General features: G+C 68.6%; 19 protein-coding genes. 13 read left to right on the top strand and 6 right to left on the bottom strand.

From position 1 onward, the window contains the following. Positions 1–87 precede the first annotated feature (87 nt). Positions 88–1,869 carry a DEDD exonuclease domain-containing protein gene (locus EV646_RS04790; RefSeq protein WP_132144222.1) on the bottom strand — a complete coding sequence of 594 codons (1,782 nt, stop codon included), beginning with the start codon at positions 1,867–1,869 and terminating at the stop codon, positions 88–90. A 183-nt stretch (positions 1,870–2,052) separates the two neighbouring features. Here EV646_RS04790 and EV646_RS04785 point away from each other — a divergent pair, with 183 nt between their 5' ends. The 7 genes from EV646_RS04785 to EV646_RS04755 all read left to right on the top strand — a co-directional run bounded on the left by EV646_RS04785 (position 2,053) and on the right by EV646_RS04755 (position 10,519). Beyond that, the gene (locus EV646_RS04785) at positions 2,053–3,360 is read left to right on the top strand and encodes an NYN domain-containing protein (protein ID WP_132144220.1); all 1,308 of its coding nucleotides are present in this window, start codon (positions 2,053–2,055) and stop codon (positions 3,358–3,360) included. A gap of 151 nt (positions 3,361–3,511) precedes the next feature. Continuing rightward, positions 3,512–3,718: a hypothetical protein gene (locus EV646_RS04780; protein ID WP_338419241.1), complete on the top strand. Its 207-nt coding sequence runs from the start codon at positions 3,512–3,514 to the stop codon at positions 3,716–3,718. Between the two features lie 351 nt (positions 3,719–4,069). Next, the gene (locus EV646_RS04775) at positions 4,070–5,239 is read left to right on the top strand and encodes a C40 family peptidase (protein WP_241995281.1); all 1,170 of its coding nucleotides are present in this window, start codon (positions 4,070–4,072) and stop codon (positions 5,237–5,239) included. A 95-nt stretch (positions 5,240–5,334) separates the two neighbouring features. Continuing rightward, on the top strand, positions 5,335–6,798 hold the full coding sequence (locus tag EV646_RS04770; protein ID WP_132144216.1) for a hypothetical protein: 1,464 nt from the start codon (positions 5,335–5,337) through the stop codon (positions 6,796–6,798). After that, positions 6,791–8,026 (top strand): M48 family metalloprotease, encoded by a 1,236-nt coding sequence (locus EV646_RS04765; RefSeq protein ID WP_132144214.1) that lies wholly within the window; start codon positions 6,791–6,793, stop codon positions 8,024–8,026. The genes EV646_RS04770 and EV646_RS04765 overlap by 8 nt, the downstream gene beginning before the upstream one ends. Then, on the top strand, positions 8,023–9,141 hold the full coding sequence (locus tag EV646_RS04760; RefSeq protein WP_132144212.1) for a glycosyltransferase family 4 protein: 1,119 nt from the start codon (positions 8,023–8,025) through the stop codon (positions 9,139–9,141). Before EV646_RS04765 ends, EV646_RS04760 begins: the two co-directional genes overlap by 4 nt. Before the next feature lie 226 nt (positions 9,142–9,367). Beyond that, positions 9,368–10,519, top strand: coding sequence for an alanine--tRNA ligase-related protein (locus tag EV646_RS04755; RefSeq protein ID WP_132144210.1), 1,152 nt, complete (start codon positions 9,368–9,370; stop codon positions 10,517–10,519). A 41-nt stretch (positions 10,520–10,560) separates the two neighbouring features. Here the strand turns inward: EV646_RS04755 and EV646_RS04750 are convergent, their stop codons facing one another. The 4 genes from EV646_RS04750 to EV646_RS04735 form a co-directional block, all read right to left on the bottom strand. Then, positions 10,561–11,541, bottom strand: coding sequence for an EamA family transporter (locus tag EV646_RS04750; protein WP_241995279.1), 981 nt, complete (start codon positions 11,539–11,541; stop codon positions 10,561–10,563). 74 nt (positions 11,542–11,615) lie between these two features. Continuing rightward, positions 11,616–12,287 (bottom strand): DUF1345 domain-containing protein, encoded by a 672-nt coding sequence (locus tag EV646_RS04745; protein ID WP_199236777.1) that lies wholly within the window; start codon positions 12,285–12,287, stop codon positions 11,616–11,618. Positions 12,288–12,430: 143 nt separating this feature from the next. Beyond that, on the bottom strand, positions 12,431–15,787 hold the full coding sequence (locus EV646_RS40550; RefSeq protein WP_277875085.1) for a S8 family serine peptidase: 3,357 nt from the start codon (positions 15,785–15,787) through the stop codon (positions 12,431–12,433). Between the two features lie 217 nt (positions 15,788–16,004). Next, on the bottom strand, positions 16,005–17,792 hold the full coding sequence (locus EV646_RS04735; RefSeq protein WP_132144206.1) for an AMP-dependent synthetase/ligase: 1,788 nt from the start codon (positions 17,790–17,792) through the stop codon (positions 16,005–16,007). A gap of 98 nt (positions 17,793–17,890) precedes the next feature. On the opposite strand from EV646_RS04735, the gene EV646_RS39840 reads away from it, so the two are divergent. From EV646_RS39840 to EV646_RS04705, 6 genes are all read left to right on the top strand, one after another. Continuing rightward, entirely contained in the window at positions 17,891–18,781 is an 891-nt protein-coding gene (locus EV646_RS39840; protein WP_132144204.1) for an SRPBCC family protein, read from the top strand. Then, complete coding sequence (locus EV646_RS04725) at positions 18,778–20,097, top strand: ArsA family ATPase (RefSeq protein WP_132144202.1); 1,320 nt, start codon at positions 18,778–18,780, stop codon at positions 20,095–20,097. Before EV646_RS39840 ends, EV646_RS04725 begins: the two co-directional genes overlap by 4 nt. Then, complete coding sequence (locus EV646_RS04720) at positions 20,094–20,492, top strand: hypothetical protein (protein WP_132144200.1); 399 nt, start codon at positions 20,094–20,096, stop codon at positions 20,490–20,492. The genes EV646_RS04725 and EV646_RS04720 overlap by 4 nt, the downstream gene beginning before the upstream one ends. After that, positions 20,483–21,448: an ROK family glucokinase gene (locus EV646_RS04715; RefSeq protein WP_132144198.1), complete on the top strand. Its 966-nt coding sequence runs from the start codon at positions 20,483–20,485 to the stop codon at positions 21,446–21,448. Before EV646_RS04720 ends, EV646_RS04715 begins: the two co-directional genes overlap by 10 nt. 85 nt (positions 21,449–21,533) lie before the next feature. After that, a complete protein-coding gene (locus EV646_RS04710; protein ID WP_132144196.1) occupies positions 21,534–22,664 on the top strand; it encodes an ROK family glucokinase in 1,131 nt (376 codons plus the stop codon). Then, the gene (locus tag EV646_RS04705; RefSeq protein WP_132144194.1) at positions 22,661–23,353 is read left to right on the top strand and encodes an endonuclease/exonuclease/phosphatase family protein; all 693 of its coding nucleotides are present in this window, start codon (positions 22,661–22,663) and stop codon (positions 23,351–23,353) included. The genes EV646_RS04710 and EV646_RS04705 overlap by 4 nt, the downstream gene beginning before the upstream one ends. Here the strand turns inward: EV646_RS04705 and EV646_RS04700 are convergent. Further along, on the bottom strand, positions 23,343–24,065 hold the full coding sequence (locus tag EV646_RS04700; protein ID WP_158290898.1) for a phytanoyl-CoA dioxygenase family protein: 723 nt from the start codon (positions 24,063–24,065) through the stop codon (positions 23,343–23,345). The two genes, EV646_RS04705 and EV646_RS04700, sit on opposite strands and share 11 nt — an antisense overlap. Positions 24,066–24,096: the final 31 nt, after the last annotated feature.

Below are 24,096 nucleotides of genomic sequence, written 5' to 3'. Positions count from 1 at the left end.
CCTCGAATCACACCCCCAACCCGCTGAAGCATAATGCGGCCCGTTCCGTCAGCCGGGCCCGGTCAGGTCACAACGCAACATCGGAAGCTAGCCGATGCGGGCTGGGCCTAATGGGCGGAGTCGGCGGCGGCGTTCGGTGGGGTGGTGGTGGTCGTCGGAGTGGGCGTTGTCCAGGCGGTTGATGTGGCGGCCGGCTCCGCTGACCGGGCAGGTCCAGGTGCCGTCCATTTCGACCAGGCGGATGCCGGGCTGGTCGAGCCAGCGCAGGACCAGCTCGATCTCCTCCGGCGAAGCGGAAGCGACCGGGCCGATCCCGGGCAGCACGGTTTCGGCCGAGGCGCGCAGCATGTCCAGGTACTTCCGCGGATCCGTCCCGCGCGGGCTGATCCCCGCCGCCGCGAGCCGCCCGCGCCGGATCACATGCAGCTCCCAGCCGCCGTCCTCTGTCCGTCGCGCCGCGCAGATCTCCGCGCACCCGGTCACCGACGCCATCCGTTGCATCCGCGCCGAGCTCCGCACGAAGGCACTCAACCGGTCCCGCTGTACGGCGGCGTCCTCGAACCGCTCGTCCGCCGACAACAGGTCGATCCGCCGGTCCAGCGCCTCGACCACCGGAGTCGGGTCGACCGTCAGCGCCGTCCGCAGCGCGGTGACGAATTCGCCGTACGAATCCATCGAGATCCGGCCGTCGCACGGCGCCACGCAGCGGCCCATCTCGGCCAGTACACACGGCGACAGCTGTGGATGGCGCGACATCCGCGCCGTGCACTGGCGGATCGGGAACGCCTCGTGCAGCGCCGCCATCGCCCGCTCGGCGGTTTTCCGCGAGCTGAACGGCCCGAGATAGCCGGCGTCGTCGTCGCGCACCTGTTTGACCAGCGACAACCGAGGAAATGGCTCGACGGTGACCTTCAGCCAGTGTTGCCGCTCCGGGAACTTCGACCGCCGGTTGTACCGCGGCTTGTGCTCCGCGATCAGCCGCAGCTCGCGGACCTCGGCCTCCAGCGACGTCCCGCACTCGATCCCGCGCACCCCGGTCGCGATCCCGATCATCTCGCCGATCCGGGTCCGGGTCTCGGAGGCGGTGAAGTACGACCGGACCCGATTGCGGAGGTCCTTCGACTTGCCGACGTACAGCACCTCGCCGCGGTCGTCGGTGAACAGATACACACCCGGTGCATGGGGCAACGTTTCGGCCAGGTGCCGCTTCGCCCGCACGGCCGGCGCGACCCGGGACGAGAACGTCTGCAGATCCTCCAGCGTCTGCACACCGAGCGATCCGACGCGTTCGAACAGCCCATGCAGTACGTCGACTGTCGCACGAGCGTCCGACAAGGCCCGGTGGTTCGGCGTCGTGGTGGCGCGGAACACCTTGGCCAGCGTGCCGAGCTTGCAGTTCGGCGCCTCGTCCGGAGTGATCACCCGGCGAGCCAGCAGAGCGGTGTCGACGACCGCGAAGTCGGGCCAGTCATACCCGTGCACCAAGCTGTCGTGCTTCAGGAATCCCATGTCGAACGGCGCGTTGTGCGCCACCATCACGCACCCCTGGGCGAACTCCAGGAAGGCCGGCAGCACCGACTCGATCCGGGGTGACGAGGCAACCATCAGGTTCGTGATGCCGGTCAGCACGGCGATGAACGGCGGGATCGGATCGGACGGGTTGACCAAGGTCTGGAACTCGCCGATCACCTCACCGGCGCGCACCTTCACCGCGCCGATCTCGGTGATGCCGCCCTCACCCGGCGGCTTGCCGGTCGTCTCCAGGTCGACGACGCAGAACGTGACGTCGCGCAGCGGCGTACCGAGGTCGTCGAAACTCGGCTGGACGCCGCGAATCGGCGTCAGCAGATCCGGAGCCGGGCTGGTCATGGCAACGACGCTAAAAGGCCCCACCGACAATTCCTGCGCTGACACGCAGCCCGGTCGACTAGTCTCTCTGTATGCGTACACAGGCGACTACCGCGAATCCGGGCCATCAGCCCGCTTGCTGTGGTCTGCGTCACTGGCCGAGCGCTCCATGCCAGACCGTCGTTCCGGCCGGACTGCGGACCGGTGACTGAGGCAGGCACCGCCGCGAGCTCCGCCGCTACGACTTTGCCCGAACCGGTCCGGCAACGGGTTCTCACCCTCGCCGCGCAGGCTCTCGGCCAGCTGTCCGCGACCGACATCCCGCCGCCGTTGCGGCGGTTCGCCAGTTTCGCACCGGCCAAACGCGCGAAGCTCTCGGCGTCCGTGCTCGGGCCGATCCTGGAGACCGACGAACACTTCCGCCGGATGGCGGCGTTCCAGGTACGGCGTGAGCACCCGGCGCTCGGGGACGCCGTCGCCGAAGGCGTGCCGGTGCCCACCGCGGATCCGGTCGAGGTCGCGGCCCTGGCCTACCTGCTGCGCCCGGACAACTGGGAGGAGCACGTCGCCGCGGCCGCCCAGGTCCCGGTCGAGACGCCGCGCGCCGACGAGGAAGCCGTCAGCAGGCTCTCCGACCAGCTCGATCAGGCCCGGACCGAGACCCGTCAGGTCCGCGAACGGCTCCGCGAACAGGTCAACGAACTCAAGGCCGAGAACGTCACGCTCCGGCGAAAGCTCAACGACGCCCGGCAGCGAATCAGCGGCCTGCAGAGCGAGCTCGAACAACGCACTATCGAGGCCGCGACCGCCGATGAGCGGGTCGAGGCGGCGCGTAACGAAGTGGACCGTGAGCTGCGCAAACTCCGGGCCCGCATCACCGAACTCGAAGCGATCGAACACGCCGCTCGCCGGACGGCGGGACAGGAACGCGAGCTCGCCTCGACCCGCACCAGGCTGCTGCTGGACACGGTGCTCGAGGCAGCGAGCGGGCTCCGTCGTGAGCTGGCGCTGCCGCCCGGGGGAGACCTCCGGCCGGCCGACACCGTCGCGGGGACCGAGCCGGAAGCCGCACCACACGGGCGTACGGCGCCCGACGACGACCCGGCGTTGTTCGACGAACTGTTGTCCCTGCCGCAGGTGCATCTGATCATCGACGGCTACAACGTGACCAAGACCGCCTGGCCGAATTCGCCGCTGCACTCCCAACGACAGCGGCTGGTGACGGCGCTGGGCGCCTTGGTCGCGCAGCGCCGGATCGAGGTCACGGTCGTCTTCGACGGCGCGGAGCTTTCGGGCCCGGTGCAACTGAATCCGCCGCGCGGGGTCCGGGTGCGCTTCAGCCCGCCCGGAGTGATCGCCGATGAGGTGATCCGGCAACTGGTCCGCGCCGAACCGCCCGGCCGCCCGATCGTCGTCGTCTCCACCGACCGCGAAGTTGCCGAGAGCATCATCACCCTCGGCGCCCGCTCGCTGTCGGCGACCAGCCTGATCAGCCGGATCGCCCGCTCCTGAACCGTTCCGTACGACGTCACGCGCAGGGCTCGGGGTGGCGTCGTACGGAAATTGTCGGCGGGGGTCTCTAGCGTCCTTCTCAGCCGGATGCAAGTCCGGGTGCTTCCCCACTTTGGAGGACGTTGTGCTGATCGACTGCGACGCTTGTGTGATGAAGGGTCCGGGTTGCCAGGACTGCGTGGTCACCGTGGTGCTCGGCTTCTCTGCGGAGCGTTCCGGCACGCTCCGGATCGACGACGACGAAAAGGCTGCACTGGACGCCCTGGCCGAGTCCGGCCTTGTCCCACCACTGCGCCTGGTGCACGCTGTCAACAGCATCGAGCCAGGTGCCGAGGACCTGTCGGAGCGGACCGGCTGAGAATCGCGCGTCGTCGAGTTCCTCCACCGCGGCATGCAGTTCGGGTTCGCGCGGATCGCCGAGCCAGCCCGGGTTGTTGCCGGAGCGCCCGTACTTTTCGCCGATGTCAGTCACGTCACATCCCCCGCTGGTTCACCGAAGGAGCGACCATATCCTCACACAGGGCGATAGCCCCTGGTCGCGGGGTCAGTAGTGTCGAGATGAACGGTGCTGCCGGATCCCTGACAGGACAGGCGAAACGGCCGTTGGGGAGGAGAGATCCGACGTTAAGTTTGGATCAAACCGGAGGGGCGAATTGCACTGGTCACGAAACGGTCACTACTGTTACCTCTCGTTGCCTCAGGGTGCCGGTTGATCAGACCGGCCGGGCAGCACAAGCCGAAGGGCGACCCGCCAGGCCCGCAGCGGTTGATTCAGCTGTGGCCGGAACGGTCGATGGGGACGGCGCGAGCAGAGGAAGGGACCGACCGGGCTGTGTCCACCGGACGCATCAACCGCACCAAGGGAATCGCCCTCGCCGCCATCACCAGCACCGCAGTCGCTGCGGGCGTGTTCTTCATCCAGACCGGCGCGGACGCGGATCCGAAGCCCACCCTGGAGCAGGCGAAGGCGCAGGTCGCCGCCCTGCAGCACAAGGCCGAGGAGGCCGGTGAGTCGGCCAACGACCTGCGCGGGCAGATCAGCGCCGCCAGCGCCCGGGTGAAGGCGTTGCAGGCCGGTATCGCCAAGCAGCAGACCCAGGTGGACGCGGTGAAGCGGCAGATCGGATCCCTCGCGGTCGCCGGGTACCAGACTTCCGGGATGACGACGACGGCCCAGTTACTGCTCTCGTCGAACCCCGACCAGTTCCTCAGCCAGGCCTCGACCGCGCAGGCCTTCGCCGGTCAGCAGAACTCGGCGCTCCGCCGGTACCAGGATGCCCAGGGCAAGCTCACCGACCTGCAGGCCAGCGAGCAGACCGAGCTGGCCGCGCTGCAGAGCGTGCAGGCCAAGCAGAACGCACTGAAGCAGCAGATCCAGACCAACCTGGACGCCGCCGAGAAGGTGCTCGACAAGCTCAGCGACGCGGAGCGGGCCCGGATCCAGGCGGAGAACGAGAAGGAAGCCGAGGAGGCCCGGGACTCGCGCCCGAGCCGTGACGGCGACCGGATGGACCTGCCGGTTCCGGTCAGCGGCCGCGCCGGGATCGCGGTCCAGGTGGCGATGGCCCAGCTCGGCGATCCCTACGTGTGGGGCGCCGACGGTCCTGACTCCTTCGACTGCTCCGGCCTGATGATGTACGCCTGGGGCAAGGCGGGCGTCTCGCTGCCGCACTCCTCGAAGGCGCAGCAGAGCGAAGGCCGCCCGGTCAGCAAGAGTCAGTTGATGCCGGGTGATCTGGTCTTCTACTACTCGCCCACCAGCCACGTTGCCATGTACATCGGCAACGGCCGGATCGTGCACGCGAGCCGCCCGGGCAAGCCGGTGAAGACCGACCCGATCGACCTGATGCCGTACAACGGCGCCGTCCGTCCGGGCTGAGCCTCACCCTTGACATACTCAACGGCTCCGGGGGACGTCCCCCGGAGCCGAGTCGTTTCACCATCCAGGTGCTCTACTGTCGGAGGAGGCACGTAGTGTCCCGCCTGACTGGGGCAGGTGAGCAGCGAGGGGCCGAGGTGATCGACGAACAGGGCGACACAGTGCCGCTCCCGGTGGTTCCACCCACCGAAGACAAGCCGGAGCCGCCGCCTGGGAGCCCTAGCCTTCCACCGTTCGGCCCGATCGTGCGGAAGGTCGCCCTGGGCTTGGCCGTCTGCCTGGTCGCCGGCGCAGCGTACGCCGGTCTCCGTCAGATCGCGGACGCCCCGGCCGACCCGAACGCTCCGGTGATCACTGGGCAGACCCCGCAGACCTCCACCACCCCAGATGAGGCCGCCGAGGGAGTACGGCGTGCTGCTGCCGGCGAGGCGGTGCTGCAGAAGATGGCGACCGCGGTCGACGACGATAGCCGGTCCGGCTTCCTCGCCACCATCGACCCGAAGGCCTCCGCCTTCCGGGTGAGCGCTCGTACGATCTTCGCCAATCTCGGCAAGCTCCCGCTCGCCACGTTCCAGCTCCGCTACGTCAGCGACGACCCCGCCGCGCTCACCCCGGACCGCCAGACCGAGCTCGGCGGCACCGCATCCTGGCTCGCCCAGGTCGAGGTCTCCTGGCAACTCAAGGGGTACGACGCGAAGCCCGCCCGCGAGACGATTCCGGTCACGTTCGTCACCCGCGACGGTACGACGTACGCGGCCTCGTTCTCCGAGCGCTTCGTGGCCGGTCAGCGCCGGCCGATCTGGATGCTCGGCGCGATCGATGTGGCCAAGGGCGATCACAGCCTGGTGATCAGCCTCGATGGTGAAGCCGACGCGGAGAGCTATGTCAGCGTGACCGACCGTGCCGTCGACTCGGTCAGTGACGTCTGGGGCGACAACTGGCGGCGGAAGGTGGTCGTCTACCTGCCCGCCACGCAGGCCCAGATGGAGTACGTCCTCGGCGCGCAGCCGAACACCTACACCCAGATCGCCGCCGTCACGATGGCCGAGCTGGATACCCCGCAGGCCGGTGCGCCGGTGCGGATCGTGGCCAATCCGAAGCTGTTCGACGAGCTCGGCAGGCAGGGCCGCCGGATCGTGCTGACGCACGAGACGACGCACGTCGCGTCGACCGCTACCGCCTCGCCGGTACCGTTGTGGCTGGCCGAGGGATTCGCCGACTACGTCGCGTTCACCGCCGTACCTGTGCAGGACGAGTCGGCGGCGAAGGAGCTGTTCAAGGCGATCCGGGCCGGCAAGGTGCCGTCCACGCTGCCGACTCCGGAAGCGTTCGCTGCCTCGTCGACGGAGCTGCCCCAGGCCTACGAGTCGGCGTGGCTCGCGTGCCGGCTGATCAGCGAGCGGGAGGGGCAGAGCAAGTTGGTGAAGTTCTACCGGACCGTGCATCTGTCGAAGAGTCCGACCGGATTGGCCGATGCGTTCAGGACGGTGCTCGGCATGACCGAGCAGGAGTTCGTCGTCGAGTGGCAGAAGTACCTCAAGAGGCTTGCCGGTGTCTGAGGCGGTCGCGCCGCGTCTGACTGGGCTCGTCCTTGCCGCGGCCGTGGTCGTGGTCATCGTCACCACCACACCGTGGCATCTGATCGATCTGCCCAAGCCTGATGCGGCGCTGGACTTCTCGGCCGCGGAGATCGCCCGGCAGAACGCGTTCCGGCACGAGCTGTTGCCGTGGTCAACGACCTCCTGGGTGTTGTCTGTGCTGGTCCCGCTTGTGATTGGCCTCAGTGCGCTCGGCCGCCGTCTGTACGACGAGATCCGCATCCGTCGGTGGTATGTCGCTGTACCGGTGCTGGTGGCTGGTCTCGGGCTGCTGACCAGCGTCGTCACGCTGCTGACGGACATCATGGCGGAGCGGGTCAGCCGGAAGTACGGGCTGTCGGTGCAGGGCTGGGGGTTGTGGACTCGCGACCGTGCCGTCAACTGGTTGCTGATGTCCCTTGCGCTCGCGGTGATCGCCGTTGTTCTTATCGGGTTGGCGAAACGCTGGCGGACCTGGTGGTGGTTGCCGGCGGCAATCGCTGCTGCGTTGCTCGTGCTCGGGGTGTCGTTCGCGTACCCGGTGCTGGTGGAGCCGCGATTCAACTCGTTCACCTCGATGCCTGCGGGTGCGCAGCGCAATGATTTCATGAAGCTCGCCGCGAACGACGGCGTACCGGTCAAGGATGTGCTCGTGGCGGATGCGTCGAAGCGCACAACTGCCTTGAATGCATACGTTTCCGGCTTCGGTTCGACGCGGCGGCTGGTCGTTTACGACACATTGCTCAAGGATGCGCCGCCCGCGCAGGTCCGGCTGGTCGTCGCGCACGAACTCGGTCATGCGGCTGAGGACGACGTACTGCACGGCACGCTGATCGGTGTGCTCGGTGCAGCACTTGGCGTGGTGTTGCTGAGGTTGTTGCTTGGGGCACGGATGTCGGATCCGCGCCGGACCGCGTTGCTGCTGGCACTGATCGCTTTGGGTTCGACGCTGGCGTCGCCGGTGCAAAACCTGGTCAGCCGGCGGATCGAGGCCCGGGCCGACTACCACTCGCTCCGGCTGACGAACGATCCGCAAGACTTTGTTGCCATGCAGCACGATCTGGCCGTGACGAACATCTCCGGCCTGAACCCGCGGCGCTGGCGGTACTGGATGTTCGCCAGCCACCCGACCGCGCCGGAGCGGATAGCGATGGGCCGGGCGTGGGCGGCAGGGCATGGGACGACGGTGCCGCCGTTGGCGCAGCGATGACCGTTCTCGTCGTCACCAACGACTTCCCGCCGCGGCAGGGCGGGATCGAGACGTTCGTACGTTCGCTGTGCGACGAGTTGCCGGATGTCGTCGTACTGACGTCGTCGTCACCCGGCGACACGTCGTACGACTCCGAGCTGCCGTTCCGGGTGGTTCGTGAGCGTACGACGGTCTTGCTGCCGACGCCGCGGGTGACGAAGCACGCCGTACGGCTGATGCGGGAGCACGACGCGGATCGGGTGCTGTTCGGGGCGGCCGCGCCGCTCGGGCTGATGGGGCCGGCGTTGCGGCGCGCGGGGGCGCGGCGGATCGTCGCGATGACGCATGGACACGAGACGTGGTGGGCGGGTGTGCCCGGTGCCCGGCAGGCGCTGCGGCGGATCGGCGACGCGGCTGACACGATGACGACGGTGTCGTCGTGGTGCGCGGAGCAGATCGCGCCGGCGTTGTCGCCGGCCGCCGTACGACGGATGCGGCGGCTGGCTCCGGGTGTCGACAATCTGCGCTTCCACCCGGGGTGTGGGGGAGAACAGGTCCGTAAAGGCCTGGGACTGGAAGGCGTTCCGGTCGTCGCCTGCGTGTCTCGGCTGGTGCCGCGGAAGGGGCAGGACACGCTGATCCGTGCTTGGCCTCGCGTGCTGGCGGCGGTGCCGTCGGCGATGCTGCTGCTGGTTGGCGGCGGGCCGGATCGTGAGCGGCTGGAAGGGTTGGCTTCCGCGGTTGGGGTCCGGTCGTCGGTGGTGTTCACCGGTCCGGTGCCGTGGGCGGACATTCCGCCGTACGTCGACGCGGCCGACGTTTTCGCGATGCCGTGCCGGACACGGCGCTTCGGGCTCGAGCCGGAGGCACTCGGGATCGTCACGCTCGAGGCGGCGGCGGTGGGCAAGCCGGTTGTGGTCGGCGACTCCGGTGGAGCTGAGGACACGGTCCGGCACGGCGAGACCGGCTACCTGGTCGACCCGTACAACCCGGTGGCTGTCGGCGTTCGGATCGCCGGATTGCTGACAAACCCCGCGCGCGCCCGGGAGCTGGGCGAGGCGGGCCGGGCCTGGGTCGAGCAAAACTGGACGTGGTCCCATGCCGGCGCCGTACTCCGCGAACTCCTCGACGTCTGAGCGGCTGGCTGGGAACAGGCTGGACAGGGGGCGTAGCTGTTCGTGTACGCTGGCCGACATGCATCAGATGTCCCGACTTACCGCAGCCGTACGAGCTCATCGCTCTCCGGCTGCCGCGGCCTGACATCTTCGAAACCTCCACCGGCGACCGGAAACGGTTCGCCGGTTTTGTTGTTTCCGATCCCGGTGGTCTGGTTCCGGTCATCTGAAAGACAGGACCAGAACCATGAACATCAGCAGGACCTTCATCGACTTCTTCCTCGACCGTGAGCACGTTCCGACCACAGGTTCCACGCTCATCCCGCGGCTCGGTGATCCGGTGCTCTTCACGACCTCCGGCATGCATCCGCTCACGCCGTACCTGGAAGGAGAACCCCATCCGCTGGGCCGCAGGCTCGTGGGCATCCAGCGATGTCTGCGAACCACCGACCTCGACGAGGTGGGGGATTCGACCCACCTGACCGTGTTCGAGATGCTCGGCTCGTGGTCGCTCGGCGACTACGGCAGCAGCCAGACACTGCGCTGGGGCTTCGAGCTGATCCGCGACGGCTTCGGCATCGATCCCGGGCGGCTCTACGTGACCGTGTACGGCGGCGGGGACCAGGTGCCGCTGGATCAGGAGTCGCTGCGGACGTGGCAGGAGCTGGGCGTGCCGATCGAGCTGACCACCGAGGACAACTGGTGGTCGAACGGCCCGACCGGTCCGTGCGGCCCGGACTCGGAGATCTTCGTCTGGACCGGCGACGGCGACCCGGAGGGTACGCCGAGCACCGACAAGCGCTGGGTCGAGGTGTGGAACCACGTGATGATGCGCTACCGCCGGCTCGACGACGGGTCGCTCGAACCGCTGCAGCAGCAGAACATCGACACCGGCCTCGGCCTCGAGCGACTCACCATGCTGCTCGAGGGCAAGGACTCGGTGTACGAGACGTCGCTGTTCGAGCCGTGGATGCGGATCATTCCGTCGATGTGGCGGCTGGACGAGCAGTCCCAGCGGATCGTGATCGACCACCTGCGCTCCAGCATCGTGATCGTCGGCGACGGCGTGCACCCGTCGAACACCGGCCGCGGCTACGTGCTGCGCCGGCTGATCCGCCGAGTGCTGACAATCCTGTGGCGCGACGACGACAGCCGCACGCTGTCCGACCTGCCGATGGAACTGTTCGAGCACACCCTGAACCACTTCCACCAGGGCGAGCTCGTCACGCTGGTGCGCCGGATCCTGATCGACGAGGAGATCCGGTTCAGCAACCTCCTCGACCGCGGCCGCAAAGTCCTCAGCCACGAACGCTTCCACAAAACCCTCGACGACACCGATTACACCTACCTGCACGAAACCCACGGCCTGCCCCGCGAGCTCGTCGACACCCTCATCTAGTACGACGACCTCGGCCTCGGCCGGCGGCATGGGGTTCGGGCTCAGACGCCGGCGGGGTCGAGGTCTGTGGTGCGGGGGTTCGAGGTGTCGGAGTCGGGGATCTCCGATGGAGAGACTTTGCCGACTGACGACTGGGCTACGAAGGCGCCGAGGAGGACGATGGCGCCGCCGATGATCTGGTTGGTGCGGAGGGTCTCGTTCAGGAGGACCCAGGCGAAGATGCTGGCGGCAACGACCTCGACGTACGCGACGGCTCCACCGACCGCGGCCGACAGCCGCTGCACGGCGGCGGCGCCGGCGAGGTAGGCGACAACCGTACTGACGACAATCAGCCAGCCGGCCAGCACCCAGCCCGGCGCGGACCGGTCGCCGATCGCGATGGTGTCGACAAGTGCGTGCCAGGGGATGCCCCACGGCGCGGAGATGAACGTCAGCGCCACCGCGCCGACCACGCTCCCGGCAGCGGTCATCACCAGCGGATCCGCGGCACCGGTCAGTTTGTCGATCAAGATGAAGTACGTCGCCTGGCACGCGGCCGCGCCGAGACCCGCGATCAGGCCGACCAGGTCGAGCTTGAGACCGGACCAGATCTCCACCACGGTCGCGAGACCGACGAGCGCGATCCCGACGCCGATCGCGGCCGACCGCGGTACGGCGATCTTCTGGCCGAACTTCAGCCACACGACCACCAGCACCGGTCCGGAGAACTCCAGCATCAACGCGACACCCACCGGCAGCCGGCTGGCCGCGATGAAGAAGAGCGTCTGGCAGCCGGCGATCCCGGTCAGCCCGTAGAGCACCAGCGCCCGCCAGGACGCCCGCGCGGCACGCAGTCCGGCAGCACCGCGGAAGATCAGTACGAGCGGAATGAGCAGCGCGGCGGCACCGAGGATCCGCAGCCAGGCGGCCTGTTCGGGGGAGAAACCAGCCCCGATCAGCGCCTTCGCGAACGGCCCGGAACCACCGAACGTCACCGCGGAGAACACCGCGAACGCGAGCCCCGCCGACTTGCTGCTGTACATGGGCATAACACTCTCACGCCCATTACATCCATGTCGATAGTGATTTTGCCCTAGGCACGACCGCCGAAGGGCACTCAGAGGACGTTGACGGCTCGGGCGGCGACGACGGCGATTGTCAGCAATGAGATTGCTGACTGGATGGTCATGAGGGCCTTGACCCGGGCGGTGAGGGGCATGGTGTCGGTGGGGCTGAAGGCGGTGGCTGCGGTGAAGGCGACGAAGAGGTAGTCGGTGAAGCCGGGGAGCCAGCGTTCCCAGCCGGGTAGGTCGACCGTCATCTGCGGGAAGAGTAGATCCGCTCGCTCCACCTCGCGCTCGTGCTCGGGCGCCCGGGCGAACGGGCCGCCGCGGTCGACCTCCCAGTACCAGACCGCGAACGCGACCACGTTCGTCACCCAGATCAGCAGCGCGGCCTTGACCAGGATCATCCCGTCGTTCGCTTCACCTGAGCCGAGGTAGAAAATCAGACCGGTCAGGTAGAGCGCGTTGACGAGCACCAGGACGGCGAGCAGCACCAGTTCGACCCACCGCAGCCACGGCTCGTCCCGCTGCAGCTTGAAGGGGTTCGTCCACACCAGCGGCAGCAGCAACGCCGTACCGAGTGCGGGCATGATCCACCGCGGCAAGGCTGCGATCTCGGTCGGCACGATCAGTTGCAGCACCAGTACTGCGACGACCGCCAGCGAAGCCGGCCAGCGCCGGATATGACGCACGCTGGGCGCTGCAACCTTCGGAACCTTGTTCACCCCAGCATTCTGGACCGCCAAGCCTCTCAGCCGACGGAGGCATCCACGAGGTGCGGCCAGGCGAAGACGCCGGGGACGTCGGGCACTCGGGCTCCGGGCCGGATCCGACGGGATCCGGCCCGGAGTGATCGGTGCCGATCAGGTCAGTTGACGATGATCTTGTCGACCTCGATCGTGATGCCCTTGACGAGTGGCGTCGAGACCTCGGTCGTGACCGTTCCGGTGCCGAGCTGCACACCCCTGATGTTCATCGAGTACGTCATCGAACCGCCGGGGGCTCCCGGCGTACTCGTGATGCGGTAGTCCTGGGTGGGCGGACCGGCGATCTGGCTGCCGGCCGAGCCCTCGAAGTTCTCCGCACCGACAGTCAGGCCGTAGGCCGGGCCCGGGTCACCGGGAAGGTTGCCCGGATCGTAGGCGTAGGTGATGTCCTCGGTGCCGTTGACGCCGATCCACTGCTGGAACACCTTCGTGCTGGTCGTGCCGAACAGGTTCACCCGCCACTCGATGACGATCCAGGTGGACACGCCATCGGTCAGAGTGGTCGCGAAGATACCTGGTGCACCGGTGCCGTCCAGGTCGGTCCAGAAGGACGCGAGCACGTTGTTCGGACGGGCCGGATCGGGCAGGTTCTGCGGGATGAACTGGATGTCGTCATTCGAGCTCGTGCCGCCGACGACCGAGTATCCGTCGGAGGTCACACCGATCCGGTTGTAGGTCTGCCCGGCGTACTGGAATGACGGCACGTTGAAGTTCAGTGCCTGTTCGTCCCCGATCGGGGTGGGCGCTACGCCGAACGCGTCCAGCGGGATGTAACCCGCCGGCGTGTCACCCGGCGCGATGACCGGCTTGTCGGGCTGGCGCCCGGCCAGCGTCGCGGTCTTGGTCGCGACCTGGTTGCTGACCTGGGTCGCACCCGTGACGCTGTTGAGCCGCAGTTGCGAGCTCAGCGTGCTGACCGCGGTCACATCCGTGGTCTGCAGGCTGTTGTTCTGTACCTTGACGGTGCAGATCGACTGGCCGGTGTTGCGCGCGATGGTGGACGGCGTACAGGTCTGGTCGACCGGCACGATGCCCTCCTGGCGGAAGAACGCCACCGGCAGATGCAGGGCCCGGCTGCCGCCGCCGACCTGCTTGAGGTTGACCTGGCCGAAGTACTGGCCGTCGGGCAGGTCGGGTGCCGTGATCGCGATCGTCAGCTTCTGCGTCTGGCCGGGCTTGACCGAGAACGCTCCCGGCAGCACGGTGATGTTCGCCCCGTTGACGGTCGTACCGCCGGTGGTGAAGCTGAGCGTCTGGTTGGTGACGTTCTTGACAGTCCGCGTGGCCGTGATCAGGCCCGGCATGGTCGGTGCGTTCACCGACGGCAGGTTGAGGTCGATCCGGCTCAGCGGATCGGCGGCCGAGGCCGCGTAGTTCGCCGCGGTCTCGTCCAGGGTCAGACCGGGGTCACCGGCCTTGGTGAGATCGATGCGGCCGCCGCCGTAGTCGAACGGGTCGGCCTGGGTGACCCTGTCCGGCTTCTTGACCGTTGTCTTGCCCGTCGTCTCCAGCGCGGACTTGACCTGGCCCGGCGTCCACGACGGGTGCAGGGCGAGGACGAGTGCGGCGGAGCCGGCCACGTGCGGAGACGACATCGAGGTGCCGGCGATCACCTGGTAGAGGTTCCCGGGCGGACCCTCGGCCGGGGACTCCGGTGTCGGCGTGGCTCCGGCCATGATGTGCAGGCCGGGCGCGGTGACATCGGGCTTGAGGAAGTCACCACCGGGTCCACGCGACGAGAAATACGTCATCACGTCGCCCTGCCAGGTGGTCTTGGTGCCCTGCGTGAACGACGCGGTGGTGCTGGCCGGGTGAGCCGCGAGGAACGCCAGCAGGGTGTCGGCGTCGGGCTTCTCGAGGGCCACGGTCGGCAGCCAGTGGTTGTCGGTGAACACGTCGAACGGCACGGAGTTGTACAGGAGCATGCCGACGGCTCCGCCCTGCTTGACGTTGAAGCCCTTGAGCACGCGGCCCGGGCCCCGCTCGCAGGCAACGATCTTGCCGGTGAAGATTCCCGGCGGAGCAGGCGTGGTGCACAGCGCGTCGTTGTACGGCGGAGCGGACGCGAGCACGACCGGTGCCGGCGTACCGAGGCCCGTCGTGATCGACGCGCCCGAGACCGTCGCGGTCGCGCCGTCACCGGACAGGCTGACCGTCGAGCGGAAGGTACGGCTCTGCGTCGAGGCCGCGACCGTGGTGACCCAGGGGCCGCGGTGATCGGTGGTGTTCGCGCCCGGACCGGAATTGCCAGCCGAGGCGGAGACGAACACGCCGGCCGCGTAGGCGTCCAGGAAGGCGAGCTCGACCGGGTCGCTGTAGGGGTCGCTGCCGCCGGAGATCGAGAAGTTGATCACCCGGACGCCGTCGAGGATCGCTCGTGCGACTGCGGCGACAGAGTCGCTCGGGAAGCACCCTTGGGCGCCGCAGACCTTGTACACCGACACAGCCGCCGCCGGGGCGATACCGAGGATCGCACCACGGTCGATGCCCAGCGGGTTGGCGTGAGCGACCGCTCCGCCCGCCGAGGTCGAGGCAGTGTGCGTGCCGTGACCGTTCGAGTCACGCGCCGAGTCGGGGTAGACCTCGCCGCCGATGACCGCGTTGTAGGTGTCGAGGAACGCCCGGCCGCCGATCAGCTTGTTCTGGCAGTTGAACGGGTCGTTCGCCGGCGTCAGCGGGTTGTCACCGAAGTCGCATTCGCGCGGCGTGCCGTCCGCGGTCGGCGGTGGTGCGGGCAGTCCGCCCGGGTCGGCGAAGGACGGGTGCTCCGCCCACGCGCCGGTGTCCAGGACGCCAACGATCACGCCCTTGCCCGAGTTGGCGGAACCACCGAGCTGGTTGTAAATCGTCGGGGCACCGATGAAGGCGCCGCTGGAGTCGGTGAGCAGCTGCTGCGGGTTGTCCTGCTGGACGGCGGCCACACCGGGCAGCTTCAGCAGGTCGCGTGCTTTGTTCGCCTGCACGCTCAGTGCGACACCGCCGTACACGGTGCGCAGCTTCTGGCCGGCGGTCGCGCTGGGGACCTTGTCCCGCAGCGCGGCAAGGAACTTGTCTTCCATCGCCGTCACGTGCTTGAGGTACTTGGTCGCGTTCGCGCTCTTCGGGTCGAGGCGCTTGCCGGTCACCTGTGGGCTGGTGCCGGGCAGTCCCTTGAGTCCGCCGCGGTACGCGGCCAGCGAGTCGTAGTCGAGTTTGACGACGACCCGGACCTGCTTGGCCGAGGTGCTGTTGACGAGCGCCGGGTCGCTCTTGGCGAGCTGACCGCTGGGCGACTTCGCGCCGTTGACCGTACTGGCGACTGTCAGCGGTTTCGCGGTCCAGGTCCCGCCGTTCGGCGGGGTGGGGGCCGGGTCGGCCGCCACCGCGTTCAGCGCGGGCAGTGTGGCGACCAGCAGACCGGCGGACAAGCCGGCTATGGCGGTGCGTCGGGTGGTACGTCGATGGATCGGTGACCTCATGCGCGGGCCTCCTGTGATGGCGGATGACGCCGTCACCGAAGGAGGCAGACGTGGGACGTCGGGCCGACGGCAAAGTGCCGCAGCAGACCCTTCAGTCCTGTGACCGAACCCCCCCGGGTACCGGCGTACCGGCCGGCACCCCCGCGGTGCCTGCCTGAGCCGAGGCTAAACCAGAACCCCGGGCCGGGCTAGACCTCCGCACCCGCTGGTCTGGTGCTCACTTCGCGTAGAGGGCCTCGACGTCGGCCTCGTGGTTCTTCATCACGACGTGGCGGCGCAGGGAGAGCTTCAGCGAGAGTTCGCCGTTCTCCTGGGTCCAGTCGGTGGGGAGGATGGAGAACTTCTTGATGCCCTCGGCCTTGGAGACGCTCGCGTTGGCCTCGTCGACGGCCTTCTGGACCTCGGCGATCAGGTCCGGGTCGTCGACCAGGGACGCGACGTCGGTGGGCTTGTCGCGCTGCGTGGCCCACGGGACGATCGTCTCCGGGTCGATGGTGACGAGGGCGGCGATGAAGGGCTTGCCGTCGCCGACTACCATGCACTGGCTGACCAGCGGGTGCAGCCGGATCTGGTCCTCCAGCACGGTCGGGGCGACGTTCTTGCCGCCGGCCGTCACCAGGATCTCCTTCTTCCGGCCGGTGATCTTGATGAACCCGTCGACGTCGAACTCGCCCAGGTCGCCGGTGTGGAACCAGCCGTCGGCGTCGATCGCCGCCGCGGTGGCCTCGTCGTTCTTCCAGTAGCCCTGCATCACCTGGCCGCCCTTGAACAGCAGCTCGCCGTCGTCCGCGACACCGACCGTCACACCAGGAAGCGGCCGGCCCACGGTGCCGATGCGGATGTCGCCGGGCAGGTTCACCGCGACCGCGGCGGTGGTCTCGGTCAGGCCGTAGCCCTCCAGCACCGGTACGCCGATGCCGCGGAAGAAGTGGCCGAGCCGGTCGCCGAGCGGGGCGCCGCCGGAGACGGCGTACTGCACCTTGCCGCCGAGGACGGCGCGCAGCTTGGCGTAGACCAGGCGGTCGAACACGGCGTGCTTCGCCTTCAGGCCCCAGCCGGGGCCGCCCTTGTCCAAAGCCTGCGAGTACGCGATCGCGGTCTCGGCGGCGGCGTCGAAGATCTTGCCCTTGCCCTCCGAGTGCGCCTTCTGGCTGGCGGAGTTGAACACCTTCTCGAACACCCGCGGCACGCTCAGGATGAACGTCGGCTTGAACTCGCCGAGGTCGGCGACCAGGTTCTTCACGTCGGCGCTGTGGCCGACCTTGACCATCTTCATCACACAGCCGACCTGGATGATCCGGGCGAACACGTGCGCGAGTGGCAGGAACAGCAGCGTGCTCGCGCCGGTGGTGTCGAACAGTTCGTCCAGGATCTTCACCGCCGGGCCGAGTTCGTCGATGAAGTTCGCGTGGGAGATCCGGCAGCCCTTGGGCCGGCCAGTCGTACCGGAGGTGTAGATCAGGGTCGCCACGTCGTTCGGGACTACCGCCGTACGGCGCTTGTCGAACTCGGCGTCGGTCACCTGCTGGCCGAGCACGGTCAGCTCCTCGACCGCACCAGCCTCGATCTGCCAGACCTCCTGCAGCGACGGGGCCTCGTTCCGGGCCGCCTCGACCACGGCGCCGTGAGCGGCGTTCTCGACGATCGCGACGACCGCTTCGGAGTCGGTCAGAATCCACTGCACCTGCGACGCCGACGACGTCTCGTAGATCGGCACGGTGACCGCGCCAATGCTCCAGATCGCGTAGTCGATCAGGGTCCACTCGTACCGGGTCGCGCTGAGCAGGGCGACCCGGTCGCCGTGCTTCACACCGGCCGCGATCAGGCCCTTCGCGACCCCGGTCACCTGGCGGGCGAACTCGGCCGCGGAGACGTCGAGCCAGCCGCCGGTTGCGCGGCGGCTGAACACGGCAGTGTCAGGATGAGAGGACGCGTTCGCCCAGACAGGGTCGCTCAGACTCCCGGTGGCGGGCTCTGTCACGGCAGGAACGGTGTACTCACGCATCCGCGTCTCCTCAGTCGGTCCCGAATTGTCGACTTCCGGCGCACGCTACAGTCACCTACCCGGAAGTAGCCAGGTTTATGTGACCCAAGGAACTAGTCATGCCCACGCTCGACATCAGCTGCGACGACCTGGTCGTCGCGGATCCAGCCTACGTCGCTGAGCGACTCGGTTCGGACACCCTGTGGCGCGAGTGGTGGCCCGACCTGACACTGACGCCGTCCGAGCGCCGCGGTCTCGAGGGCGTCCGCTGGGCCGTCACCGGCGCGGCCGTCGGTACGGCGGAATGGTGGCTCGAGCAGGTCCGCGATGGAGTGGTCGTGCACTGGTATTTGCGAGTGGACCCGACCAAACCGGTTCGCGGCCGGGCGCTCGCCAGGCTGAAGGAGAGCTATGTCGCGCAGTACCGGGACCACCTGTGGCGGTTCAAGGACGAGGTCGAGGCGGGCCGCGCCGCGGGCGAGCGCCGTACCGGATCCCATCCCGCGATAGTCTCCGGTGAGGACCTCACGGTCCGGCACGACCCGTCCCGGCAGCTAAGAGGTGAATCGATGGCGGAACAGACCACCTCGACCATCGTGGTGAACGCGACCCCCAAAGAGATCATGGCGGTGATCGCGGACTTCGCGGCGTACCCGGAGTGGGCCGACTCGATGCGGGAGACCGAGGTGCTGTCCACCGACGAGGCGGGCCGGCCGAAGCAGGTCCGGTTCAAGGTCGACGCCGGCGCGATCTCGGACCAGTACACGCTGGACTACGTCTGGTCCCGCAACGAGGTGACCTGGACGCTGGTCGAGGCCAAGATGGTGAAGGGGATGGACGGCGCCTATGTCTTGCGTGACCTGGGTGCGGAGGGGACTGAGGTGACGTACCGGCTGGCCGTGGACGTGGCGATCCCGATGATCGGGATGCTCAAGCGCAAAGCGGAGAAGGTCATCATCGAAACGGCCCTGAAGGGGCTCAAGAAGCGCGTCGAGTCCCTGAGCCAGTGACTCGGGTTCTGCTTTACACAGGTAAGGGCGGCGTAGGGAAGACGACCTCCGCCGCGGGCACCGCCACGCTCGCCGCGCTGCGCGGCCTGCGCACGCTGGTGCTGTCGACGGACGCCGCGCATTCGCTGTCGGACGCGTTCGACTCCGAGGTGGGCGGTGAGCCGACGGAGATCGACGACCTGCTGTTCGTCCAGCAGATCGACGCGCAGCGCCGGTTCGAGCGGTCCTGGGGTGACATCCAGTCGTACCTGCGGTCGGTGCTGCACATGGTCGGGGTCGACCCGATCGAGGCCGAGGAGCTGACCGTGCTGCCGGGCGCTGAGGAAGTACTCGCGCTGCTCGAAGTACGCGACCATGTCCGGTCCGGGCGCTGGGACGTGATCGTGGTGGACTGCGCGCCGACCGCGGAGACGCTGCGGCTGCTCGCGCTGCCCGAGGCGCTCAACTGGTACATGGATCGCATCTTCAACGCCGAGCGCAAGGTGATGCGGACGTTCCGGCCGTTCCTCAGCCGCGGGTCGAGCATCCCGATGCCTGACGACACTGTTTTCGACGCGCTCCGGCGGCTGCAGAGCGACCTGTCGGACATCCGCACGTTGCTGGCCGGGCCGGACGCGTCGGTGCGGCTGGTGCTGACGCCTGAGGCCGTTGTCGTGGCCGAGGCGCGGCGGTCGCTGACGCGGCTGTCGCTGTACGGCTACCGCGTGGACGGCGTAGTGGCGAACCGGGTGTTCCCAGCGGCGGGTGCTGACACGTGGCGGCGCCAGTGGGTCGCTGCGCAGCGCGGGATCCTCGAGGAGGTCGCGGACTCGTTCCGCCCGCTGCCGATCTGGGAGTCGCCGTACCGCGTCTGTGAGCCGGTGGGCGTGGAGGAGCTGGCCGCGTTCGCGGTGGAGATGTATGGAGGGGACGACCCCTTCGCGCGGGCGACGGACGAGACGTCGCTGTGGGTGGATCGGCACATCGACACCGATGGCCGCACGTACACGCTGACGATGCCGTTGCCGCTGGCATCTGCTGATGAGCTGGAGCTGGCGCGACACGGTGACGAGCTGATCATCACGGTCGGGTCGTATCGACGGGTGCTGCCGCTGCCGGCTGCTCTGGCGCGTGGAGTGGTCGCCGGTGCGCGGTTGGATGACGGGCGGCTGCAGGTGCGGTTCGCGCCGCGTGATCTGGCTCGTCCTGTCGTCCCCGACGTACCGAGTGGGAGTGGGCCGTTGGAGTCGGCGCAGGAGCTTGCGCAGGGGCTGACGGCTGAGTACCACGAGCAGCTGCGGCAGCAGTACGAGGCGGCGGGGGAGGCTGGTCGGTGAGCAAGGAGCCAGTCGGTTCCGTCGCCGAGGAGGCCGCCAAGCTGTTCGCCGTCCTCCAGCACGCCGCCGACACCACCAGAGGTACGACGCCGCCCGGCGAGTCCGAGGACGCCGTACCGGAGCATGAACACAAGCTGGGACCGGACTGTCAGTGGTGTCCGGTGTGTCAGCTGATCCACAAGGTGCGCAACACCAGCCCGGAGACGATCGAGCAGCTGTCGACGGCGGCGGCACACGTGCTCGGATCGGTGAGATCGTTGCTGGAGGCGGCCGCGGAGGCTGCCCGGCAGGCGCGGGAGGACGCAGCGTCGCGTTCCGACCAGGCGGAGGAACAGCCGAGCCGGTCCCGGGTGGACCGGATCGACGTGAGTGAGGACCCCGAACCATGGGACTGACCATCGGCATCGATGTCGGCGGGACCAAGATCGCGGCCGGCGTCGTCGGCCTGGACGGTGCGATCGGCGCCCGGACGCATCGCGACACCCCGGCCGACTCGGTCGACCAGACCGCGGCGGCGATCTGCGACGCGGCGGCCGAGCTGATCGCCGGGCACGACGTGGAGGCAGTCGGGATCGGCGCCGCCGGGTTCGTCTCGTCGGACCGATCGACGGTGCTGTTCGCGCCGAACCTGGCTTGGCGGGACGAGCCGCTCGGCGCCCGGGTGGCGGAGACGCTGAAGATCCCGGTCGTGGTGGAGAACGACGCCAACGCAGCGGCCTGGGGTGAGTTCGCCTTCGGTGCGGCGAAGGACGTCGAGCACATGGTCTGCGTCACGGTCGGCACCGGAATCGGCGGCGGGATCGTGATCGGCGGCGAGTTGCTGCGTGGTGCCCATGGTGTCGCGGCGGAGATCGGGCACATGCGCGTCGTACCTGGCGGGCATCGGTGTGGTTGTGGGGCGCGCGGGTGCTGGGAGCAGTACGCGTCCGGTACGGCGCTGGTGCGGGAAGGGCGCGCGCTCGCGGAGTCCGGCTCGCTCGCGGCCGCGCAGATGCTGGGTGTGTGCGGGATCACGGACCCGGCCGAGCTGACCGGGCCGATGATCACCCAGGCGGCCGCTGCCGGCGACCCATGCGCGGTCGAGCTGCTGGACGACCTCGGGCGCTGGCTGGGCGAAGGCCTGGCGAGTATCGCGACGCTGTTCGACCCGAGCACGATCGTGATCGGCGGAGGGGTGAGCGCGGCGAAGGACCTGCTGGTGAAGTCGGCCCAGGTCGCGTTCGAGAAGAACCTCCCGGCCAAGGCGAACCGGCCGCACCCCACCTTCGGCCTGGCCGAGCTGGGCAACGACGCCGGCATCATCGGCGCCGCCGACCTGGCCCGCCGCCCCGCCGCGGGGCAGCCTCAGTGAGGCGCCTTCCCGCAGTCGGTCCGGCCAAGCGGGATACTGGATGTAGTCCGGCGGGGGCTGGGGGTACGGCGAGGAGGGTCGTGCAGTGGCTCTGACGCAGGCTTTGACGATCGGGATCGACATCGGCGGGACCAAGGTCGCCGCCGGGGTGGTCGACCCGGAGGGCAACATCCTGGACCGGTTGCGCCGGGACACGCCGACGAAGGACCCGAAGGAGACCGAGGACGCGATCGCGGAGACGGTCCGCGACCTGGAGTCCCGGCACGACGTGATTGCCGTCGGCATCGGTGCAGCCGGGTTCGTCGACGGGACGCGGTCGTCGGTGCTGTTCGCTCCGCACCTCGCCTGGCGGCACGAGCCGCTGCGGGACGCGGTCGAGCGCCGGCTCGGCCTGCCGGTCGTGGTCGAGAACGACGCGAACGCGGCCGCGTGGTCGGAGTGGCGCTTCGGCGGCGGGCAGGGCGAGAGCCATCTTGTCTGTGTGACGCTCGGGACCGGCATCGGCGGGGCGATCCTCAACGACGGCGCGTTGCAGCGCGGGAAGTTCGGCATCGCGGGCGAGTTCGGGCACATGCAGGTCGTGCCTGGCGGGCATCGCTGCGAGTGCGGCAACCGTGGATGCTGGGAGCAGTACGCCTCGGGCAACGCGCTGACCCGGGAGGCGCGGGAGCTGGCGCTGTCCGGTTCGCCGGTGGCGCACAACCTGCTGCGCGCGGCGGGTGGTGATCCGCGCAAGATCAATGGGCCGATGGTGACGGAGCTGGCGAAGGACGGCGATCCGGTCGCGGTCGAGCTGCTCGAGGACGTCGGTCGCTGGCTAGGCATCGGTCTCGCCAATCTGGCCGCTGCGCTCGACCCCGGCACCTTCGTCATCGGTGGCGGTGTGTCGGACGCCGGCGAGCTGTTGCTGGCGCCGGCGCGGGAGGCCTTCAAGCGGACGTTGACCGGTCGCGGTTTCCGGCCCGAGGCGCGGATCGTTCGCGCCGTACTGGGTCCGGAAGCTGGTCTCGTCGGTGCTGCCGATCTGGCCCGGGAGGAGGCGACGTGGTTGCGTCGCGTCCGGGTCAAGACGACCGCGGTCACGGCCAAGACCGCAGCTGCCCGCAACCGGACCAACCGCCTCGAGCAACGAGCCGCCCGCAAGTCGGCCAGCCGTCGTACGGGCATGCGTACGGCGTCGCCGGACCCGATGCACGCTGAGAACCACGACCTATGAGTCCGACCCTCCGGGTGCTGTCGTACAACGTGCACCGGTGGGGTGATGACCGGGCGGCGCTGGCTCGGGTCGTACGGGCGTGTGCGCCGGACGTGATGTTGGTGCAGGAGGCGCCGACCTGGTGGGGGACGCAGCGGAAGCGGCGTGCGATGGCTTCGACTTTCGGGATGCACTACGTCGCCGCGTCCGCCCGGAACGCGATTCTCGTTGCCGAGGGCATCGAGATCATGAACCCGTTGCAGCGGCGGATCTGGCGTCCGTTCCTGCGGCGCCGGCTGCGGCTGATCGCGACTCAGCTCCCGGGCGGTGCGGTCGGCGGGCGCGTCACGCTGGGATCGTTCGAGCTGGCCTTGGTCGTCTGTCACCTCGGCCTGCACATCCGCGGTCGTCAGCATGAGCTCGAGCAAGTCCTCCGGGGCTGCCGTTCCTTCGGTACGCCGTACCTCCTGGTCGGGGACCTCAACGAAGAACCCGACGGTCCGATCTGGAAGCGGCTCGCCGAGGAAGGCCTCACCGACCTCGGCGCCGACGCCGGCTTCACCTTCAGCTCCGCCAACCCCCACAAGCGCATCGACGGCGCCCACCTCTCACCCGGCCTCGCGGGCCGTATCCTCGCCATCACAGCCACCAAAGAAGACCTGGCCGCCGCCTCGGACCATCTCCCGATGCTGATCGAGCTCAGTTCCTGAACTCCAGCAAGGGGTTGGTGACCACCTCACGCCAGCGGTCCCGGTGGCCGTTGGCGTGGAGGCGGTAGTAAAGGGTTTCGCGGCGCTCGGTGCCGGTGTGGCCGCCCATGTTGTGGCCGAGGAGGTAGTGCGCGAAGAGCACGCTGCCGGCCGGACCGGTGACCTGGACAGAGGAGCCGAGATCGACCTTCGGGTAGGGCCCGGGGTTCATCTCGTCGACGCGGGCGAGGGCGTCGGCGCCGTGCTCTGCGAGGTAGGCGCCGAGGCGGAGATGAGTGCCGGGCCAGACGTAGAGGTTGCCGTGGTCGAGTTCGTCCTGGCTGGTCAACCACAGCCCGGCGAGCACGGTGAACGTTCCTGGCCGACCGTCCGGAGCCATCGGCGTGATCCCGTCGACATGCGGTCCACCGGGGCGATGCGACCACGGCGGGATCGTCGTCGCGACCTGGGCGAAGTCCGGTTCCTCAAGGTCGCCAAGGACAAGCTGCCCGGCCAGCTCTCCGATGCCCGCGGCGCGATACAGCTCGAGCAGCGGATGCGAGCCGTCGAACCGCGGCCAGAGAAAGTGGAACCCGACGCCGGGTGCTGGTTCGTGTTCCAGCAGCTCCGCGACAGTACGACGTCCCGCCGCGATCTGCTCATCCGTCAGTACGCCGGGGACGACGACGTACCCCTGCTCCCGGAACTGTGCCCGCTGTCCATCGGTGATCATGCCGCCAGTCCACCAGCGGGTCCGCGGACCG

The sequence above is a fragment of the Kribbella antiqua genome (genome assembly GCF_004345665.1).
In the GTDB taxonomy this organism is placed as follows: Bacteria; Actinomycetota; Actinomycetes; order Propionibacteriales; family Kribbellaceae; genus Kribbella; species Kribbella antiqua.
This window is presented reverse-complemented; position numbering and strand designations above follow the sequence as displayed.